Annotated in this window: 18 protein-coding genes; 16 read left to right on the top strand and 2 right to left on the bottom strand. The window is 46.4% G+C overall.

Annotated elements, in window-relative coordinates; all coding sequences use genetic code 11:
* Nucleotides 1–40 precede the first annotated feature (40 nt).
* The 5 genes from BEL04_RS17215 (at nt 41) to BEL04_RS17195 (ending at nt 7,118) form a co-directional block, all read left to right on the top strand.
* Complete coding sequence (locus BEL04_RS17215; RefSeq protein ID WP_066006019.1) at nt 41–2,245, top strand: SulP family inorganic anion transporter; 2,205 nt, start codon at nt 41–43, stop codon at nt 2,243–2,245.
* 71 nt (nt 2,246–2,316) lie between these two features.
* Nucleotides 2,317–3,105: a DUF2490 domain-containing protein gene (locus tag BEL04_RS17210; RefSeq protein ID WP_083227972.1), complete on the top strand. Its 789-nt coding sequence runs from the start codon at nt 2,317–2,319 to the stop codon at nt 3,103–3,105.
* 110 nt (nt 3,106–3,215) lie between these two features.
* Nucleotides 3,216–4,280 (top strand): tetraacyldisaccharide 4'-kinase, encoded by a 1,065-nt coding sequence (lpxK, locus tag BEL04_RS17205; protein ID WP_066006017.1) that lies wholly within the window; start codon nt 3,216–3,218, stop codon nt 4,278–4,280.
* A complete protein-coding gene (locus BEL04_RS17200) occupies nt 4,243–5,058 on the top strand; it encodes a purine-nucleoside phosphorylase (protein ID WP_066006016.1) in 816 nt (271 codons plus the stop codon). Before lpxK ends, BEL04_RS17200 begins: the two co-directional genes overlap by 38 nt.
* 50 nt (nt 5,059–5,108) lie before the next feature.
* Entirely contained in the window at nt 5,109–7,118 is a 2,010-nt protein-coding gene (locus tag BEL04_RS17195; RefSeq protein WP_066006015.1) for a putative porin, read from the top strand.
* 76 nt (nt 7,119–7,194) lie between these two features.
* On the opposite strand, the gene BEL04_RS17190 is transcribed toward BEL04_RS17195, so the two are convergent.
* Nucleotides 7,195–8,376 (bottom strand): asparagine synthetase B, encoded by a 1,182-nt coding sequence (locus BEL04_RS17190; protein ID WP_217493657.1) that lies wholly within the window; start codon nt 8,374–8,376, stop codon nt 7,195–7,197.
* A 211-nt stretch (nt 8,377–8,587) separates the two neighbouring features.
* Between BEL04_RS17190 and BEL04_RS17185 the strand changes: the two genes are divergently transcribed.
* From BEL04_RS17185 to BEL04_RS17145, 9 genes are all read left to right on the top strand, one after another.
* A complete protein-coding gene (locus BEL04_RS17185; protein ID WP_066006013.1) occupies nt 8,588–9,049 on the top strand; it encodes a peptidylprolyl isomerase in 462 nt (153 codons plus the stop codon).
* A gap of 9 nt (nt 9,050–9,058) precedes the next feature.
* Complete coding sequence (locus BEL04_RS17180; RefSeq protein ID WP_066006012.1) at nt 9,059–9,592, top strand: DUF5606 domain-containing protein; 534 nt, start codon at nt 9,059–9,061, stop codon at nt 9,590–9,592.
* Nucleotides 9,593–9,680: 88 nt separating this feature from the next.
* Nucleotides 9,681–10,088, top strand: a complete 408-nt coding sequence (locus BEL04_RS17175) for a GNAT family N-acetyltransferase (protein WP_066006011.1) — start codon at nt 9,681–9,683, stop codon at nt 10,086–10,088.
* Nucleotides 10,089–10,311: 223 nt separating this feature from the next.
* Nucleotides 10,312–11,439 carry a M42 family metallopeptidase gene (locus tag BEL04_RS17170; RefSeq protein WP_066006255.1) on the top strand — a complete coding sequence of 376 codons (1,128 nt, stop codon included), beginning with the start codon at nt 10,312–10,314 and terminating at the stop codon, nt 11,437–11,439.
* A 122-nt stretch (nt 11,440–11,561) separates the two neighbouring features.
* Nucleotides 11,562–12,464 (top strand): sugar phosphate nucleotidyltransferase, encoded by a 903-nt coding sequence (locus tag BEL04_RS17165; RefSeq protein WP_066006010.1) that lies wholly within the window; start codon nt 11,562–11,564, stop codon nt 12,462–12,464.
* Between the two features lie 80 nt (nt 12,465–12,544).
* On the top strand, nt 12,545–13,063 hold the full coding sequence (locus tag BEL04_RS17160; RefSeq protein ID WP_066006009.1) for a murein L,D-transpeptidase family protein: 519 nt from the start codon (nt 12,545–12,547) through the stop codon (nt 13,061–13,063).
* A gap of 52 nt (nt 13,064–13,115) precedes the next feature.
* Complete coding sequence (locus BEL04_RS17155) at nt 13,116–15,431, top strand: glycoside hydrolase family 31 protein (protein WP_083227971.1); 2,316 nt, start codon at nt 13,116–13,118, stop codon at nt 15,429–15,431.
* A 52-nt stretch (nt 15,432–15,483) separates the two neighbouring features.
* Nucleotides 15,484–16,188, top strand: coding sequence for a TMEM175 family protein (locus BEL04_RS17150; RefSeq protein WP_066006008.1), 705 nt, complete (start codon nt 15,484–15,486; stop codon nt 16,186–16,188).
* A 26-nt stretch (nt 16,189–16,214) separates the two neighbouring features.
* Nucleotides 16,215–16,748 carry a hypothetical protein gene (locus BEL04_RS17145; RefSeq protein WP_139113083.1) on the top strand — a complete coding sequence of 178 codons (534 nt, stop codon included), beginning with the start codon at nt 16,215–16,217 and terminating at the stop codon, nt 16,746–16,748.
* Nucleotides 16,749–17,110: 362 nt separating this feature from the next.
* On the opposite strand, the gene dnaK is transcribed toward BEL04_RS17145, so the two are convergent.
* Nucleotides 17,111–19,018: a molecular chaperone DnaK gene (gene dnaK, locus BEL04_RS17140; RefSeq protein ID WP_066006006.1), complete on the bottom strand. Its 1,908-nt coding sequence runs from the start codon at nt 19,016–19,018 to the stop codon at nt 17,111–17,113.
* Nucleotides 19,019–19,899: 881 nt separating this feature from the next.
* Between dnaK and BEL04_RS17135 the strand changes: the two genes are divergently transcribed.
* Together BEL04_RS17135 and BEL04_RS17130 are read left to right on the top strand one after the other, a co-directional pair.
* Complete coding sequence (locus BEL04_RS17135; RefSeq protein ID WP_066006005.1) at nt 19,900–20,556, top strand: energy transducer TonB; 657 nt, start codon at nt 19,900–19,902, stop codon at nt 20,554–20,556.
* Between the two features lie 114 nt (nt 20,557–20,670).
* The gene (locus BEL04_RS17130) at nt 20,671–21,072 is read left to right on the top strand and encodes a hypothetical protein (RefSeq protein WP_066006004.1); all 402 of its coding nucleotides are present in this window, start codon (nt 20,671–20,673) and stop codon (nt 21,070–21,072) included.
* The last annotated feature ends 31 nt before the right edge of the window (nt 21,073–21,103 follow it).

The raw sequence follows: 21,103 nt of genomic DNA, 5'->3' as shown, positions 1-21,103 counted from the left end.
GGGGATAAAACACATCATTGATATTTTTAAAAACCTCAAAATGGAACTTTCATTCAAAAATACATTTAAGCAGGACCTGTCGGCAGGCCTGGTAGTCTTCCTGGTGGCTTTGCCGCTATGCCTGGGTATAGCACTGGCAAGCGGCGCGCCCTTATTAGCGGGCATTATAACCGGCATAGTTGGCGGTGTGGTAGTTGGTTTTATCAGCGGTTCGCAATTGGCAGTCAGCGGCCCGGCGGCTGGTTTAACTACTATCGTAGCTTCGGCTATCATCAGTTTACATTCGTACGAAGCCTTTCTGGTCAGCGTAGTTTTAGCGGGTGTTATCCAGGTTATATTAGGATTGGTGAAGGCCGGCAAAATAGGCCTGTATTTCCCTTCAAACGTTATTAAAGGTATGCTTGCCGCGATAGGCATCATATTGATCTTAAAACAGATCCCTCATGCGTTTGGGTACGATGCCGACGCCGAGGGCGATTTTGCCTTTGCACAGGCCGATCACAGCAATACTTTTACCGAGATCACTCACCTGTTATCAAAACTTACCCCGGGCGCCATCATCATCTTTGTTTTGTCGATGGCCCTGCTGCTATTGTGGGACACGCCCCTGTTTAAAAAAGTAAAAGCTTTCCCTTCGGGTTTAGTAGTTGTGATAGTAGGTGTATTGGCCTCGGTGGTTTTACAGGGTGCGCCGGATGTCTTTCATCTCAAGGCTAACAGCTTTGTACAGATACCTGTATTCTCAAGCATCGGCGATTTTGCCACCAATTTAAAGTTCCCTGATTTTTCGAAAATCGCCAACCCCGAAGTGCTTACGGTAGCTTTTACTATTGCTTTTGTTGCAAGTTTAGAAACCTTACTAAGCATTGAAGCGGTTGATAAGCTCGACCCGCTGAAGCGCTCCACACCGTTAAACCGCGAGCTGATAGCGCAGGGCGTAGGTAATGCCGTTGCCGGTTTACTGGGCGGGCTGCCTTTAACTGCGGTAATTGTACGTGGTGCAACCAACGTTAACTCGGGCGCCAAAACCAAAGCGTCGAGCATATTTCATGGCATATTATTGCTGGTGGCTGTATTGCTCATACCGGTATTGATGAACAAAATACCGCTGGCGAGTTTAGCGGCGATACTGATTATGGTTGGTTACAAGCTGGCCAAAGTACAGCTGTTTAGGGATATGTACAAAGCCGGCTGGAACCAGTTTACTCCGTTTGTAATAACCGTTCTTGCAATTATCCTCACCGACTTGCTGAAAGGTGTTCTGATCGGTATGGGCGTAAGTATCATATTTATATTGGTGAATGCAACCAAAGACCTGATCTACACCACGCAGCGCATCACCCCGAAAGGCACCATGAAACAGCTGGTACTATCGGAGCAGGTTACGTTTTTGAACAAGGCCCACCTGAATGAGTTTTTCAATGAAATAAAACCTGGTATGAGCGTTTGGGTGGATGCCGGCCAAACCCGCTACATCGAACAGGATTGTTTGGAGATATTGCAGGAGTTTAAAAGCCGGGCTGCGATGGAGAACATCCCATGTACTATTACCGGGTTAAAAGATCATTATTCTTTCCTGGAAGCTAAGATCGAAGCAAGGGATCAGCATGAACATGGGCATCACGACCATCAGCATTATAACGAGTTGTTTAATAATAACCGCAAATGGATAGCCGAGAAGCTGCACCTGGATGTAAACTACTTTGCTAACCTGAATAAGGGCCAGTCGCCCCCATACCTCATCATTGGCTGCTCCGACAGCCGTGCACCGATGGAAGTGATCACAGGCGCGCAACCGGGCGAAATATTCAGCCATCGCAATATTGCCAACCAGGTTATCCCGAGTGATATTAACCTGATGTCGGTAGTGCAATATGCCGTCGAGGCCCTTAAGGTAAGGCATATTGTAGTTTGCGGGCACTATGGCTGCGGTGGTATCCGCGCGGCTGTTGCCGGTGGTACGCAGGGTAACCTCGATCAGTGGCTGAGCCATATCCGCGATATCGACCGTGCGCACAGTGATGAACTGAACGCCATTACCGATACCGAAATGCGGCACCGCAGGCTGGTGGAACTGAACGTGGAAGAGCAGATCTACCAGTTAAAATCGACTGCTATTGTGCAGAATGCTCTACAGAAAGGGCAAACCCTTAACTTTTACGGGTGGGTGTACGACCTGGCCGACGGTATGCTGCACGATCTGAAACTGAGGGATGCCAAGGCTCCGGATACAATAACAGTTTAATTTTTCCCCCAATAATAGTTAATAGTTCGAAAACCGGCCGGGCGGGCAATTGCCCGGCCTTATTTAAAGCTATGTTCATTTCTTCAGTATATCATCATATAAAAACATCGACGATTGGCTTGTTCATTTGCTTTTTGGCGATGTACGGTCATCGGGCAAAAGCCCAAACCAACCCGCGCGTTAACAGCGATAACTTTAACGCCTGGGTGGTGTACAACGGGCAGCATTTAATTACGGATAACTTTGGCCTGCACGCCGAAATACAAATCAGGCGGAATGAAGGTTTCAGCGGCTGGCAGCAACTGCTTTTAAGGCCGGGCATATTTTATAAACTTAACAAAAACATATTGGCAACCGCCGGTTATGCTTATGTCGAAACTTATCCTTACGGAGAAATTCCGATAGCGAAAACCGCCTTCCCCGAGCACCGGATATGGCAACAGCTGCAACTGACGCAGCAAACCGGAGGAGTAGATATCATCAATAGGTTGCGCCTCGAACAGCGTTTTTTTGGCGACGCGGCCGTTGGCACGTTTACCAATGTGCGGTTTGAGAACCGGGTAAGATATATGCTTAAAGCTAACATCCCCTTAGGTAAAACCTCGCCATGGTATGTGCCTGTTTACGATGAAGTTTTTGTCGCCTTTGGCAAAAACGTCAAATATAATACGTTCGATCAGAATCGCTTTGGAATAGGGCTCGGCTTAAATACCGGCAAATTCACCAAGGTCGAACTGGGCTATCTGTATCAATATGTACAGCAGCGCAACCTCACCGCTGCCTATAGCCAGGTAGTCGAAAACAACCATACTTTGGCCATCAATGTATTTTCGTCGCTGCCATTTAAAAGCCACAACTAAGATTTTGAGGTTTGATTAGTTGAGTGAGTAAGCCCGGCTGTAATGGCCGGGTTTTACTTTTTTAGGCCGCGTGGTTGCTAAGTAGCTGTTTCGTATCTTTACGGCCTGATATGCTAAAATACCTGCGCTGGCTTTTACTGCCTTTTTCGTGGCCTTATGCATTGGTTATCATCATTCGTAACCTGTGTTATGATGCCGGCTTGTTTAAAAGCCAGGGCTTTGATATACCGGTTATTTCGGTAGGTAACCTGGATGTTGGCGGCGCAGGTAAAAGCCCAATGACCGAATATCTGATCCGCTTATTGAAAGGCGATCACAAACTGGCTACCCTCAGCCGAGGATATGGAAGAAAAACACAAGGCTTTTTAACTGCTTCTGCAACTGCTACTGCCACTGAATCAGGCGACGAACCGGCCCAGTTTAAGCACAAATTTCCTGACATTACCGTTGCCGTTTGCGAGAAACGTGTTGCAGGTATTGAACACCTGAAGGATAACCACGATCTGATTATTTTAGATGATGCCTATCAGCACCGTGCAGTAAAACCCGGGTTGAACATTTTATTGTTCGATTACAGCCGCATATTTGAACCTCATTTTTTATTGCCGGCCGGTAACCTGCGCGAGCCTTTTGCCGGGCGCAAGCGAGCCGATGCGATTGTAGTGACCAAATGCCCGATGGATTTGACCGATATCCGAAAAGAAAGAATCAAGACGAGGATAAAACCTTTTGCCGGGCAACAGCTATTTTTTGCCGGGATAAGCTATACTGCTTTGCACGGTTTAAACGGCGACAAATCAAACCGGGTAATCGACGACGAAACTACCGTATTTTTATTGAGCGGGATAGCCAATCCCAAACCATTGGTAAACCATCTGCAAAAACAGGCAAAACAGCTTATTCATCATAATTATCCCGATCATCATCCTTATACCTTAAAAAATATCACTAAACTTGCCGATGGTTTTAAAGCCTGTAGCGCACAAAAAAAACTGGTTATTACAACAGAAAAGGATGCGCAGCGTTTAGGTGAACAGGCTTTACAAACAATAGTTAAACAACTTGATATCCTGGTGCTGCCCATACAGGTTGAGTTTTTGGAAAACGGGCAGCAGTTTGATCAAATAATAAAGAATTATGTTAGAGAACATACAACGTACAACAAGTTATATTAAAAGCCGCATAGGCGATTTTGAACCCGAGGTGGGTATTATTTTAGGCACCGGTTTGGGTGGTTTGGTTAACGAGATACAGGTTGAAAAGCAGATGATGTACAGCAACATTCCTGATTTTCCGATCTCGACCCTGGAGTTCCACTCGGGTAAACTGATATTCGGTACGCTGGCCGGTAAAAAGGTTGTGGCTATGCAGGGCCGCCTGCACTATTATGAAGGCTATACCATGCAGCAGATCACTTTCCCGGTAAGGGTAATGAAAATGCTGGGTGTTAAAACCCTGTTTGTATCGAATGCCAGCGGAGCCTTAAACCCTGCCTTTAAAAAAGGCGACCTGATGATCATCGAAGATCATATCAACCTGCAGCACCATAACCCCCTGGTTGGCAATAACGAGAACGCTCTTGGACCGCGTTTCCCCGATATGAGCGAGCCTTACAGCCAGGCTTTAATAGCTAAAGGGCTAAAAATTGCTGCCGATCACAATATTCCGTGCCATAAAGGTGTTTATGTATCGGTTACGGGCCCGAACCTCGAAACCCGTGCCGAGTATAAGTTTTTACGGATAATTGGTGGCGACGCAGTAGGTATGAGCACCGTACCCGAAGTAATTGTAGCTAACCACATGAGTTTGCCTGTTTTCGCCATTTCGGTTTTAACGGACGAGGGCTTCCCCGAAACTCTGAAACCGGTATCGGTTGAAGAGATACTTGCCGTGGCCACAGCCGCCGAACCAAAACTTACCCTGATACTAAAAGAACTGGTTAGCCAACTTTGATCACTAAGAAGCTTAAATATGTTTTGCTATTGCTGATAAGTTTGTCGGCAATGTTTGCGCATGCACAGGAGGTTAAGCCTATCATCAATAACCGCATACGCGATACCACTACAGTACGTAAGCCCTTAAGCGAAGAAGATATGCTCGACACCCTGCGCAAACAGCAGGACAAGAAAAAAGACACCATAATTTTCACATCTAAATACATTAAGGTAACTAACGAGCGCCTGCTGAACGACAGCACACAGGTTTTTCCTTTGGATACCACGCTGACAGGTTTTGAGAACTACAGCGTGCTTTACCAGCCGCACAGCCCTAAAATTGGTATCGGTAATCTTGGCTTATCCGAACGCGACTTACTTTTTGAGCCCAGCCGCACCATAGGTTTTGATGTAGGAATGCACCAGTTAGATGCATATTTATTGCACCCACAGGATATACAATATTACCGGGCGCGTACCCCTTTTACCAGCCTGTACCTGGTTGCCGGCGGGTTAACCGAACAGGTGTTCAGGGTTATCCATACACAAAACATTAAACCCAACTGGAACTTTGGTGTTAACTATAACCGCATTGGCTCGTACGGGGTTTATGCCCACCAGCATGCCGATCACCTGGGGGCAGCTTTTTTTAGCTGGTACGAATCGAAAGATAAACGTTACAATATCCTGGGTAATTTGATATTTAACAACCTGAAGGCCCCAGATAACGGATCGATAACCAACAATGCGATATACACGGCTAATACGGGCACCGTTTTCGACCCCAGTACGGCGACTGTAAGGTTAAATAACTCACGCACCAACTGGCGCGATAACGGCTTTTACCTGAAGCAGTTTTATTACCTGGGCCGTATCGATAGTACATCCACAGGCACCAGCTCGGCTAAGGTACTGCCTACCCAGCGTGTGGCTTATACTTTTTACTACAATACCCGCAAGTACAAATTTTTGCAGGATGAGGCCGATCAGTACAAAGTTTTTCCCGATACGTATTTCGATCAAACCACCTCGCGCGATTCGCTTTCGGTAACCCACTTTCAAAACGAATTTTCATACAGTTTTTACCTGCGGGGTAAAACCTTAAGCTTTGTAAAAAATGAAGCGAAGCTCGACCTGGGCCTGGTGCACGATTATTACAATTATTCGCAATACGTGCGCGATACCCTGGCAACTACCGGTTTGCCACAGTTGGACAGGGTACAGCATAACACCTTCCAGGATATTACCCTGAAAGCCAGGGTAAGCTACCGTTTCAGCGATAAAATAGGTCTCAACGCCGATTTTCAGCAGATAACCCTCGGTCGCGATTTTGGCGATTACCTGTACGATGCCAGTATTAACCTTTCGGCAGGTAAAACGCTGGGCAAGATCATCATCGATGCGTATACCCAGAACAGTACGCCGCCGTTGTTGTATACACATTGGATATCCAACCACTTTATCTGGAACAATAACTTTAAAAACGTCAAAACCAGCAGCGCCTCGTTCAATTATATTAATGATAAGTTCCAGTTTAACATAAAAGCCGAGTATTTCCTGATCAATAACTATCTGTACTTTGCTTCGGCCACCAGTAATGGTATCGATGCGTACCCAATGCAGGTACCGGCGCCTATCAATCTCATCAAGATCAGCGTAGGCAAAAACCTGCAATTTGGCAGGTGGCACTTTGATAATTACGGCGTATATCAAAAAACCGACTATCAGAGCACTTTACGCACACCCGACCTGTACATTTACAGCAGCCTGTATTATAACAAGTTGTTTTTTGATGTGCTCAACACCACTATCGGCGTTAACGTACGATACAACACACCCTATACAGCGCCATCGTATGCTACCGGCATCGATCAGTTTTATAATGGTCCGGCAGTGAAGTTTTCATCATACCCTGTCAGTACGGTGTATCTGAAAGCTACCTTAAAACGCACAAACCTGTTTGTGATGTACGATTACGCTAACCAGGGCCTATTGAGCCAGGGTTATTATACGGTAAACCGCTACCCGATGCCTAACGCAATTTTGAAATATGGGGTATTGTGGAATTTTTACGATTGAGCCCCCTAACTCCTAAAGTGGGGATAAGAAAATCAAATAGGCTTTTCAAAAACTCCCCCTTTAGGAGTTAGGGGGGCTAAGTTTTCTGTTTCTTCTTCTTAGCTGCCGGGAAAAGTACATTGTTCAATATTAACCGGTAGCCGGGCGAGTTGGGGTGCAGGCTCAAGTCGGTGGGCGGGTCGCCTACCTGGTGCTGATAATCTTCCGGGTCGTGGCCGCCGTAAAATGTCCATTGCCCTTTGCCGTATTCGCCGTGGATATAACGGGCTTCGTTGGCGGTTTTCATTTCGCCCATAATGGTTACGTTGGGTTTGATCAGATTTTCCTTAAAAGCAGTGGTCAGGCCCATAAACCCTTTGATCACTTTGTCGTGATCCTGGGTTAGCATACTGGGTACCACATCCCATTTGGCCGAAAAATCGAACAGCGTAAAAAAGTCGTGCGGGCGGTCGACCTGGCGCGTACGGGTAACATCGATGTCGCTGAACTGGTGCGATAAAGGGTTTTGATCCAACACAAAATTCTGGAAGGCGAAAGTCTGCGTATAATCCAGCTTCGATTGCGCTTCGGGGTCGGCTGCGTCGCCGTCGAACATGCTTTCGCAGATGTCTGTATGCGCAGCGGCTAAAGAAATATCAAAAGTATCGGTACCGCAGCACATGGCAAACAAAAAGCCGCCGCCGGCACAAAAATCGCGGATATGCTGGGCTACGGCCAGCTTCATTTGCGATACCTTTTTGAAGCCTAATTTTTTGGCCATCGCTTCCTGGGTATCTACATCTTCGATATACCAGGCGGCCGAGCGAAACGGCTGATAGAACTTACTATATTGCCCTGTAAAATCCTCGTGGTGCAGGTGCAGCCAATCGTACTTGGGCAGGTCGCCATGTATTACCTCCTCGTCATAGATCACATCATAAGGTATCTCGGCGTATTTCAGTACCAGGGTAACGGCATCGTCCCAGGGTAGTTTTGATTTGGGCGAATACACCGCAATTTTGGGCGCTTTTTCGAGCTTTACCACATCCATGTTTACCGATGGGTCGGTTATCTCGGCAATAATAGCGCTTACTTTGGCATCGGGCAAAACTTCGTAGCTTACGCCGCGCACCTTGCACTCGTTCTCCAGCTTCTGGTCATATTTCATCATAAAGCTGCCGCCTCGGTAATTGAGCAGCCAGTCGACCTCCTGATCGTTTTTCAGCGTCCAGAAAGCAATGCCGTACGATTTCAAATGGTCCTTTTGCTGGTCATCCATCGGGATGAGGATGGATGTTGCTCTCGCCACAAAAGCAAAAAGCAGTAAGCCGAAAGGTAAAAGGAATTTTGAATAGCGCATACTTCAAAACTAACGAAAAATTGGGAATGCTATTATGATCATTTGCCTAATCAAAACTTTTTGCTTTAAGCTTTTACCTTTCGGCTTTCAGCTCCTTTTACTAACTTTGCCCCTCTCGAAATTTAAAACAATGAGTAAAGCGATAATTAAAACCGAAAAAGGCAACATGACCGTAGAGTTCTACGAGAAAGATGCGCCTAAAGCTGTAGCCAACTTTAAAAAATTAGCCAAAGAAGGTTTCTACGATGGTGTAACCTTTCACCGTGTGATACCTAATTTTATGATACAAGGCGGATGCCCTAACTCAAAAAACCCTGAAACCGCACACCGCGCAGGTACGGGAGGCCCGGGATACACCATTCCGTGCGAACTGGACGGCGAATTGCAATACCACGACCGTGGTGTATTATCGATGGCGCATGCAGGCCGCAACACCGGCGGTTCGCAGTTCTTTATCTGCCACAGCCGTGCTAACACTGCCCATCTTGACAGGAACCACACTTGTTTTGGCAAAGTGATTGAAAACGTTGACGTGGTGGACGCTATCCGCCAGGGCGACAAAATTACCGGTATTGAAGTTTTAGAAGATTAAATCAACAAAATGAACCTACAGGGAATAGTATCCGTATCGGGCAAGCCGGGCTTATGGAAAGCATTGGCTCAAAATAAAACAGGTTTTATCTTAGAAAGCCTCGACGCACAAAAAACCAAACTGGTGGCCAACCTGTCGACAGCCAAGCTTGCTGCATTAGAAGAGATCACCATCTTTAGCTACGACCAGGATATTTTATTGAAAGACGTCCTGGAGCGTATGAAATCGGCAACCAACATCCCCGATGCGAAAGCCGACGGCAGTAAACTGCGCCAGTTTTTCAGGGAAGTAGCGCCTGATCACGACGAGGAAAAGGTATATGCTTCGGATATGAAGAAGATCATTACCTGGTTCAATATCCTGAAAGAGCTTCCTTTGTTTAACGAAGAACCCGCAACTCCGGAGGCCGAAACTGCCGCCGAAACGCCAGCCCAGCCAGCGCCGAAACCTAAAGCCGAAAAGGCGAAACCCGCAGCCGAGAAAGCTAAACCGGTAAGCAAAGGCAAAGCAAAACCTACGGTAGTAGCCAAAAGAGGCGCCTGACCATACAAAATAGAGCAAGCCCCGGATACTTCGGGGCTTTTTTTCTTAGGCCTTTGTGCTTTGTGCTTTAAGCTTTTACCTCATAAAAATGATCCACATCGAACAAATAACCCCGCAGCTTACCTGGCAATTACGCCGCGATGTGCTTTACCCCGGCAGCTATCTGCATGATATGGAAATGGATGAGGACCTGCAAGGCTATCACTTTGGCGCATTTACGGCTACGCAGCTTATAGGCGTGGTATCACTGTTCCCTAACGGCGAAAGCTGGCAGTTTCGCAAATTTGCTATTGATCCGGCTTTCCAGGGCCAGGGCATCGGCAGGCAATTGCTGGATCATATTACATTGTTTGCGAAAAGCGAAGGCGCGAAACATTTGTGGTGCAATGCAAGGTTATCAGCCATCGGTTTCTATAACAAATCGGGCTTTACCCAAACCGGGCAAACCTTCAGTAAAAGCGGCATCGATTACGAGATATTAGAGAAGGATTTATAAAAAACCGGTTTGCATCACTCAAATACAAACCGGCCTCCCTAAACTAACTAAACTGAAACGTAAACAAAATTTCTCTTGGCACAAATAAAGCCATCTACCATAAAGTAAATGTTAAGCCAACAATAAATCGGGCACATAAAAAACACATGCTTTTTATGTGCTTTTAATTGGTTTACTATATTTGCTAAGGGCTTACGGGCCCGTTTATGTAAATATGACCATCATGGCTAAAAAGAAATCAGAGGAAAAAAAACACGTTCCGGTAGTTACTAAAAAATCACTTAAATTTTTCGAAGAATATATCAATAACCCATCGCCGACAGGTTTTGAATGGACCGGCCAGAAAATGTGGCTCGATTACCTGAAACCTTATATCGATGAAACCTATGTCGACAGCTACGGCACGGCAGTAGGCATCATCAACCCCAAGGCCGATTACAAAGTTGTTATTGAGGCCCATGCCGACGAGATATCGTGGTTTGTGAATTACATCACCGGCGATGGTTTGATCTATGTGATCCGCAATGGCGGTTCAGATCACCAGATAGCGCCCTCAAAACGCGTAAACATCCACACCGAAAAAGGCATTGTAAAAGCGGTATTTGGCTGGCCGGCCATCCATACCCGCAGCGGCGAGAAGGAAGAAGCGCCCACCATCAAAAACATCTTTCTGGATTGCGGCTGTACCTCGAAAGAAGAGGTTGAGAAGCTGGGTATCCACGTAGGCTGCGTAATTACGTACGAAGACGAGTTTATGGTACTGAATGACCGTTACTATGTCGGCCGCGCCTTGGATAACCGTGCCGGCGGTTTTATGATTGCCGAAGTTGCCCGCCTGCTGAAAGAGAATAAAAAGAAACTGCCTTTTGGTTTATACATCGTAAACGCCGTGCAGGAAGAAATAGGTTTACGGGGTGCCGAAATGATAGCCCACCACATCAAACCAAACGTAGCAATCGTTACTGATGTTACGCACGATACCTCTACTCCGATGATCAATAAGGTTACCCAGGGAGATTTAGCTTGCGGCCGTGGCCCCGTGGTATCATACGCACCTGCGGTGCAAACCAACCTGAATAAACTGCTGGTAAAGGTTGCCGAAAAAAATAAGATACCGTTCCAGCGCCAGGCATCATCGCGCTCAACCGGAACGGATACCGATGCTTTTGCTTACTCAAACGATGGTGTACCATCGGCCCTGATATCGTTACCGCTGCGCTATATGCATACCACTGTAGAGATGATACACAAAGAGGACGTGGACAATGTGATCAGCCTGATCTATGAGACTTTACTGAACATTAAGCCCGGTCACGATTTCAGGTATAACCGCCTGCCCGACGAAGATTAATAAAAAATTAACAGGCGAAAAGGATATGATAACCTGATTTTCTTAGGATAATTTGATTAAAATATTCAACTTTAAACCCGGAAACACGTTAAATTAAAAACTATAAGCATAGTAGCATACATATGAAACCAACATTATTGATCCTGGCCGCCGGTATGGCCAGCCGTTACGGAAGCATGAAACAGGTTGATGGCTTTGGCCCCAATGGCGAAACCATTATCGACTACTCAATTTATGATGCTATTAAGGCTGGTTTTGGTAAGGTGACCTTTATCATCCGCGAGGAGTTTTTAGATAGCTTTAAAGCCATATTTGAGCCCAAATTAAAAGGGCGCGTGGAAACCGACTACGTTTTTCAAAACTACGACCTGCACCAATACGGCATTGATAAAACCATCGAACGCGCTAAACCTTGGGGCACCGCCCACGCTGTTTTGGCTGCGCGCAACCAGGTCAAAGAGCCTTTCTGCGTGATCAACGCCGATGATTTTTACGGTTATGACTCTTTTGAGAAAATGGCTAAATTTTTAACCACGGAGGTGACCGACCACCAATACTCGCTGATAGGCTACCAGATCGATAAGACCTTATCGGATTACGGCTCGGTATCCCGTGGTGTTTGTAAGGTTGACGATAAGGGAAACATGGTGGAGATTAACGAACGCACCGAAGTTTACTTTACCGAAGGCAGCAAAGTAGCTTATAAAGATGCTACAGGCGAGCACCCGCTGCCGAACGATACCCGTGTATCGATGAACTTCTGGGGTTTTAACCCGGCAGTATTTAAGCAAAGCGAGCCAATGTTTAAAAAGTTTGTTGACGCCAACGAAACCAACCCGAAAGCCGAGTTCTTTATTCCGCTGGTTGCCGACGAGCTGATCAAAACCGGCGAAGCCGCTTTTAAAGTTATCCCGACTGCCTCAAAATGGTTCGGTGTAACTTATAAAGAAGATAAACCTATCGTACAAAAATCAATATCCGACTTAGTAGCCAGTGGTGTATACCCGGCTAACTTATGGTCGTAAGTTGATCTGTGATATTTTAAAAAGTCCCGCTTCGGTGGGATTTTTTTGTTTTTAAACAGGTTTGTTTAGTTTTATATCAAATGATAAAAAAGGCAGCAGCTTATTGCACTCTTATCGTGCTGATAGCATGTGCTATTTATGCCTGTTACCCCGAACCTAAACTTCCTGGGAATGCGCGCATAAATAAGCTGCTCGTTTTTAAGTCAAAACATCGCATGCTTGCGTATGAGGATAATAAGCTATTGAAAAGCTACCAAATATCCTTAGGCTTTTGCCCGACAGGCAAAAAGCAGGTGGATGGCGACGGAAAAACGCCTGAAGGCGACTACACCATCAATACCAAAAATCCTAACAGCATTTGCCATAAAAACCTGGGCATCTCCTATCCAAACAAAACCGATAAGGCGAATGCCGAACTGCTTGGTAAAGCCACCGGAGGCGATATCAAGATACACGGGTTAAAGAACGGCCATGGCTTCATCGGCAAATTCCACCGCTGGCGTGATTGGACGGATGGGTGCATCGGTGTTACTGATGAGGAGATTGATGATCTGTATGCGCATGTTCCTGTAGGTACGCCCATCAGGATCCTGCCATAAATCCCAATGTCAAATAATGTAAACCTTCAAAAGCCTGCACTGTTGTATCAACATGCGAACACAAATGTTGAGCAAGGTACAAAGCTCAGGAGAGCAGTCGGGGAAACTGGTCATCACCACTGCCGAAGCCGAAGCCCATATATGGGTTTATGGTCCGGCCATCATCAGGGTTAACATTACCAAACGCCCATCAGCTAACGATCAATCCTTTGCTGTAATACAAAAGCCGGGCAGGAGGATAACTTATATCGAGAACAAACAGAGCATCGAGGTCAACACTTCCGATCTCAAACTCATTATTACCAAATCGCCTTTACGTTTCAATTTCTACACACCAGGCGGGCAACCGCTAAGCGAAGACGATAGCCGCTTTGGCACTACCTGGCAGGGTGAAAAGGTAATCACGTACCGCAAACTTTTCGCGGATGAACGATTCATCGGCCTGGGCGAGAAAACCGGCAATCTCGACAGGCGCGGCAGCAGTTACGTAAACTGGAATACCGATGCGTCCGAACATGGTATCAAAACCGACCCGCTTTATAAAACCTTCCCGTTTTTCATCGGCATACACAGCGGTTGTACTTATGGGCTGTTTATGGATAACACCCATAAAAGCTATTTCGACTTCGGCGCCACAACCGATGAGCAGATGAGTTGGTTCGGTGCCGATGGCGGTAATATGAACTATTACTTTTTCGGGGCGCAAACCATTGCCGGGATACTGCAGGATTTTACCTGGCTAACCGGCCGCATGGAGATGCCGCCGCTCTGGAGCCTGGGTTACCAGCAATGCCGGTGGAGCTACATGTCGGCCAAAGAAGTTTTAAAAGTGGCACATACTTTCCGAAAAAAGCGGATACCTGCCGATGTAATGTATTGCGATATCGACTACATGGATCATTACAAGATATTTACCTGGAACCCCGAAACTTTCCCCGATCCTAAGGCGATGATGGATGAATTAAAGGCAATAGATTTTAAACTGGTTACCATTGTTGACCCGGGCATTAAGGTTGAGGACGGTTACAAGCAATACAACGAAGGTGTCGCCAATAAATACTTTGCTACCTATCCCAACGGCGAGAACTACGTAGCTAAAGTTTGGCCGGGCCGCTGCCACTTCCCTGATTTTTACCGTGCCGATGTACGCGAATGGTGGGGTAAAGCTTTCAGCGCCTTAACCGAACCCGGTGTGGCCGGCTTTTGGAACGATATGAACGAGCCCGCCGCCTGGGGGCAAAACATACCCGGCCTGGTACACTTCGGCAAACAAAGTATACCCGAGGTGCGTAACGCTTACGGACTGGAAATGGCACGTGCCACTTACCAGGGCACTAAAAAACTGCTCGGCAACAAGCGACCATTTGTATTGACCCGCGCCGCTTATCCCGGCGTGCAGCGTTATTCTGCAGTATGGACGGGCGATAACTCAGCCAATGACGCGCACATGCTGTTAGGCGCACGTTTGGTAAACAGCATCGGCCTTACAGGAGTGGCCTTTACAGGAGTAGACATCGGTGGCTTTACAGGTAACCCCACGCCCGAACTGATGGTTCGCTGGAACTCGTTAGGCGTCTATACGCCGATGTTCCGTAACCATGCCTGTATCGGTACCATTTACCGCGAACCATGGCGATGGGGCAAAAAGAACGAGGCTATCATCAAAAAAGATATCGAACACCGGTATTGCCTGCTGCCCTATATCTATTCGAGCTTTTACCAGGCGCACCAAACCGGCCTGCCGGTAAACCGGACTTTAGCCATCGACCACACACATGACGATAAGGTATACGATGGTAACTACCAAACCCAATTCCTTTTCGGAGATGCTTTACTGATAGCCCCGGCTGCCAGCACCGAACGTCATATCAAGGTTTACCTGCCGCAAGGCAACTGGTATCGCTTAAGCACTCACGAAAAATTAAAAGGCGGCAAAGTTCATAAAGCAGATGCACCGCTAACCGATCTGCCTGTATTTGTCAAAGCCGGAGCCATCATCCCGATGCAGGATGTGGTGCAAAGCACTGCCGGCCATGGCTGTGGTATGCTGAAGCTCCATATCTGGTATGGTAAAGAACCTAACGCGTTTACTTACTATGAAGACGACGGCATAACCTACAACTACGAAAAAGGGACGTATTACAAACGTATCATCAGCTTTGAACCGGTTAAGAACCGAATTGTATTAAGCGCCGTTGAAGGTAATTTCGAATCGCGCTTTACGCAGGTTAAGTTGGTATTGCATGGGTTCAACACTAAACTTAAGGCGATCAATGTAAACGGCGAAAGCATCAAATTACAGGAAAAGAAACATGGTACTAGTGTTACGGTACCCAATAATCGCATGGAAATGATAATTGAATTTTAAAAGCAATTTCGGCCGTTTCTGATTATTTTGTATCTTTTGGGTTCAATTTCTGATGGAACAGCACGAACACTTTTTAGAACAGCACGACCCGGAGCGTAAAGATTTTCAGATAGATCGTATCATCCTTTTTAGCGATGCGGTTTTTGCTATCGCGATTACTCTGCTGGTGATCGAGATCAAGGTGCCGCATATCGGCCCTCATGATACCAACGACGAGATACTATCCGGCCTGGCCGAACTGATACCGAAGTTTATCGGTTTTATTATCAGCTTCTTCGTTATCGCTGCTTTTTGGCGCAGCCATCACCGGGTCTTCGGCTTTGTAAGCCAATACTCCGAAAAGCTCATCTGGTTAAATACCTTTTTCCTTTTCAGTATTGTGCTCATGCCTTTTTCATCTGCCTATTACAGCGAATACTCGGGGCATAATATTCCTTATTACTTTTACAACTGTAACATTATACTTTCAGGTATTTTCAATTATTGGCTCGTTAGTTTCGTATTCAATTCAAAAAGCAAGCTGATCACGCATCGCCCCACTCAAAAGTTTCTCAAAATATTTAAAGCCCGCGCTACCATCACACCGCTGGTATTTTTGGCAGGCGTGATTATTTGTCCGTTTTGGCCGTTGTTAAGCAGGTTTGCCTTTATGTTTACCTGGCCCTTATTTTTCATCGCCGAAAGGTATTACGGGCGTAAATATGCCCATGAAACGGTTCCGGCAGGGCATGCGCAGCGCAAAAAGAAAAATCATTAATGCTGGTCCGTTAAACGTATTCTAAAATGAGATCGCTTTTTACCCTTGCATTAATGCTTTGCTGCTTTGTTTGCTTTGCGCAAACGGCCGGCAGGGCAATGTCGTTCAAAGCCATCACCTACAATGCCGATGGCTCCATATGGAACACCCGTACCGAACTGATCAAGGATACAGCGGCTATTTACGATCTGTATTTTGTTTCGAAAAATTTCTACACCTTGCCCTTACCCCCCGCATTCCAAAGCGGCGTCTACAAAAGCCAAAAAATTGAAAACCTGAGTAGCGGGACCAATCAAAGCCAACGGACGCAAAACCTGGCTTATGACGAATTTGGCCGCGTCAGCAGTTTCGGTGCAACGGGCTGTGCCTTATGTACGGATAAAGGCTACCAGTTTGATGTACATTACACCGTAAATAACCAGGCCGACATCATGACCGGCGCACCCGAATCTGTAAGCGCTGGTAAAAAATACGAGATCCATTATTACCCCAACGGAGATGTGAGATGGATAGATTATTTGGTAAACGGGAAACTATCGGTTCAGATATCGTTATTGTGATACGGTGATGGATTCTCTGAACGTACATCCGCGTTAAGGATTGCAACGCCTGCCTGTCGGCAGACAGGGATACCGGCCTTGTGGCTAAGGCCTGTGCAGTATGAGCGCCGGCCTGCCGGACGGTCAGGGAAAGCCCGACCCGTAGGGAAACGCCCAAATAATCTAAAATCCAATAACAAGTTCAATTCTTATTATGGAGCCTCTCTATCTGTGTTTCCTCAAAAAACACAATTCTGTAAGCTCACTTTCTCTATCAAACAAACTTATCAAAGCCAACTAATAAAGAAAAACTTATTCTATTCAAAATAAAAGAGGGAACCCTTGGCTCCCTCTTTTTATTATAATCTATTCGAGATGTACTCTTACTTCACTTCTTCAAAGTCAACATCGGTAACTGCATCACCGCCTGCTGCTCCGTGAGCTTCCTGTCCGCTTTGAGCGTGTTCAGCGCCTGGCTGTGCACCATCGGCCGAAGCTTTGTACATATCCTCTGATGCAGCCTGCCATGCAGCTTCAAGCTCAGTTTTAGCTGTATCAATGGTAGCCAGATCTTTAGCCGAATAAGCTGTTTTCAGTTTTTCCAAACCGCTTTCGATAGCCGATTTTTTGTCGGCAGGGATCTTATCGCCATACTCTTTCAGTTGTTTTTCTGTCGAGAAGATCAGGGCGTCGGCGCTGTTCAGTTTTTCAACTTCTTCTTTTGCCTTTTTGTCAGCATCGGCATTAGCTTCAGCTTCGTCCTTCATTTTCTTGATCTCGGCATCAGTTAAGCCCGAAGAAGCCTCGATACGGATCTTTTGCTCTTTACCGGTAGCTTTATCTTTAGCAGCCACGTGCAATATACCGTTAGCGTCGATATCGAAAGTTACTTCGATTTGCGGTACGCCGCGAGGTGCAGGTGGTATACCATCCAGGTGGAAACGGCCGATTGTACGGTTCTGAGCCGCCATTGGGCGCTCGCCTTGTAAGATGTGGATCTCTACCGATGGCTGATTGTCAGAAGCGGTCGAGAAGGTTTCCGATTTTTTAGAAGGGATAGTTGTGTTAGCGTCGATCAGTTTGGTCATTACACCGCCCATGGTTTCGATACCCAACGAAAGCGGGGTAACATCCAACAGCAACACATCTTTTACTTCGCCGGTTAACACACCGCCTTGTATTGCAGCGCCGATGGCCACAACCTCGTCGGGGTTAACACCTTTCGAAGGTGCCTTGCCGAAGAATTTCTCCACAGCTTCCTGTATCGCAGGGATACGGGTCGAACCACCAACCAGGATGATCTCATCGATATCCGAGGTCGACAAACCGGCATTTTTCAACGCAGTTTTGCAAGGTTCGATGGTACGTTTGATCAGGCTATCAGCCAGTTGCTCAAATTTTGCACGGGTTAAGGTTTTAACTAAGTGCTTTGGCATACCGTCGACAGCGGTGATGTATGGCAGGTTGATCTCGGTTTGAGCCGAGCTCGATAACTCAACTTTAGCTTTCTCAGCCGATTCTTTTAAACGTTGCAGGGCCATCGGGTCGCGGCGTAGGTCAAAACCTTCGTCAGCTTTAAACTCGTCGGCCATCCAGTCGATGATCACCTGGTCAAAGTCGTCACCACCTAAGTGAGTATCACCGTCGGTTGATTTTACTTCGAACACACCGTCGCCTAATTCCAGTACAGATACGTCGTGCGTACCGCCACCGCAGTCGAACACCACGATCTTCATATCCTTGTGAGCTTTATCCAAACCGTAGGCTAATGCTGCGGCAGTAGGCTCGTTAATGATACGGCGAACTTTCAGACCTGCAATTTCGCCGGCTTCTTTAGTAGCCTGGCGTTGTGCATCGTTAAAGTAAGCAGGCACGGTAATAACCGCTTCCGATACTTCCTGGCCCAAAAAGTCTTCGGCGGTTTTCTTCATTTTCTGAAGGATCATAGCCGAGATCTCCTGCGGAGTATATTTACGGTCGTCAATTTCAACACGCGGGGTGTTGTTATCGCCCTTTACCACTTTATAAGGCACACGGGCAATTTCTTTGGCAACCTCGTTAAACTGGTTACCCATAAAACGCTTGATAGATGAGATGGTTTTGGTCGGGTTAGTGATGGCCTGACGCTTTGCAGGATCACCAACCTTACGCTCGCCGTTGTCAACAAATGCAACTACCGAAGGCGTTGTACGTTTCCCCTCGCTGTTAGCAATAACTACAGGCTCGTTACCTTCCATTACAGCCACACAGGAGTTCGTTGTTCCTAAGTCGATTCCAATGATTTTAGACATATGATTGATTTTACTATTTGATTTGTTTGATTACTGCAACATATAATCAATGCCTGTGCCAAATTGATTGTGGCAGCCCAAGTGGCAAAAAACAAGTAATATCCGGCAGTTTTACCGCATTTCCCGGTGACAGGTTGGCAGATTTACCGATGAAAACATGCCGTAGTTTGCAGCGGGGATTATGAATATACCTACCGACCGCTGATAGAACACATGGGTATTTATGGGTATTTTTGATTTCGAACTTCGGATTTTCAATTTCGGATCTTTTAAGAAGTCATGCCGAACTTGTTTCGGCACCCCACAGGACAGGTAACGAATTCCACTGCATTCCGGGCAGGGGGGGATTTATGGGTATTTTTAATCAATCAGTCATTCAATCCGTCAATCGTTAAAGAAACAGGGTGATATTGTCGGTAATTGATCATCGTCCTGATTATTCACATCATTATTTGTTTTTGGCTGAGTGAATGAGCTTGCTAAGGCTCGGTTCTTATATCTTGACTCTTGATTCTATTTTAAAGAGCGTTGCCTGCGGCCCGGGCTATCCCTGCCCGTTCGGCAGGCGGGCACTCATACTGCACAAGGCGTTAGCCACGGCCTGCTCTCAGCCCGTCACACGGCCGGTATCCCTGTCTGCCGACAGGCAGGCGTTGCTATCCCTAACGCATTTTTAGCTCCAAGCCTTGAGCCTGGGGTCGGGAGTCTTTTGGCTCAGGGCTCCCGACTCAAGGCTTACGACTTCCTCCACAAGGGGGATATTGTAAGAAATTTTTCGACCATTTTTATCCCCTGTTCTCAAAAATTTTATGGAATCGCCGGCTCAATTGCATCTCTACAATATACAGTTTTTTTAGCTCAAAAACAAATGTTTTAACCCGATGGAACCGTTACAAAACATCAAACTTAGTTTCAAATGCCCCAAACAGCTAAACGAACTGCGACCCTGCGACGGCGACTGGTATTGCGACGGCTGCCAGAAAATTGTGCACGATTTCAGGGGCATGAGCGAAACACAGATCATCGATGTAATTAACACGAACGCCCACCCAACCTGCGGCATATTAGAGGCCGGCCGTATCCAGGTTTCACCACGGCAAAACAAATGGCGATACTGGGTATCGGCGGCGGTGGTGTTTTTGGGCCTGACTGCCTGCAAGCAAATCGAACTTGAAAAACCTTGGCAGGGAGATACGATAAAAGCTGCTCAGCCTAAAGATACCGCACAAGACGTGTTTGTAGGCGCCATCGAAATAAACCCCGAATTTCCAGGTGGCGAGAAAGCCTGGAAAGATTTTTTAGCTAAGAATATTAAGTGGGGAGGTAATGAGGATGTACAAGGCAGGGTGTATGCTCAATTTATGGTGCAAGCTGATGGTTCGATAACTGATGTGAAAATAGTACGGGGCCTTACCAGAAAGATCGACAGTATGGTAGTCGGGGTATTAAAGCATTCGCCGAAATGGAAGCCAGGTATCCAAAATGGTAAACCCTATAGAGTGCAGTATACGTTACCGATCAAATTCAGCTTAGAATAACATATGCATACTTACCTCTATAAAAAATACTCTTCACAAAAACGGTTACATTACAATTACTATGGTATTAAGCAGTAAGCCATATTCGTTAACGAGAATAGATAACCTACTACCATGGAAACGTTACAAAATATCAAACTCAGCTTTAAATGCCCGAAACAATTGAACGAACTGCAACCTAGTAACGGCGATTGGTACTGTGACGGCTGCCGTAAAGTTGTGCGCGATTTTCGCGGCATGAGCGAGGCACAGATATTGGAAGTGTTTGCAAAAAACGAATACAGGATATGCGGGCTGTTTGAGGCCGGCAGGGTAGAAGTGCTGCCCCGGCAAAATACATGGCTCAGATGGGCATCGGCAGCTATGCTGTTTTTGGGTTTAACTGCATGCCATCAGCAGGCCGAAAATAACCACCTGGTGGGAGATACAATACTTGTCCCAACTACTAACCAAACTGCCAAAAATGATACAGCATCGGCACCCGTTGATAGTTTAAAGCTGCCGAAGCAGCGATAATCTGCACATTGTCATATCATTTGCACATTTA

This window comes from Mucilaginibacter sp. PPCGB 2223, from assembly GCF_001705515.1.
GTDB lineage: Bacteria > Bacteroidota > Bacteroidia > Sphingobacteriales > Sphingobacteriaceae > Mucilaginibacter.
The sequence above is the reverse complement of the archived record's forward strand: the minus strand, read 5'-3'. Positions and strand labels throughout refer to the sequence as shown.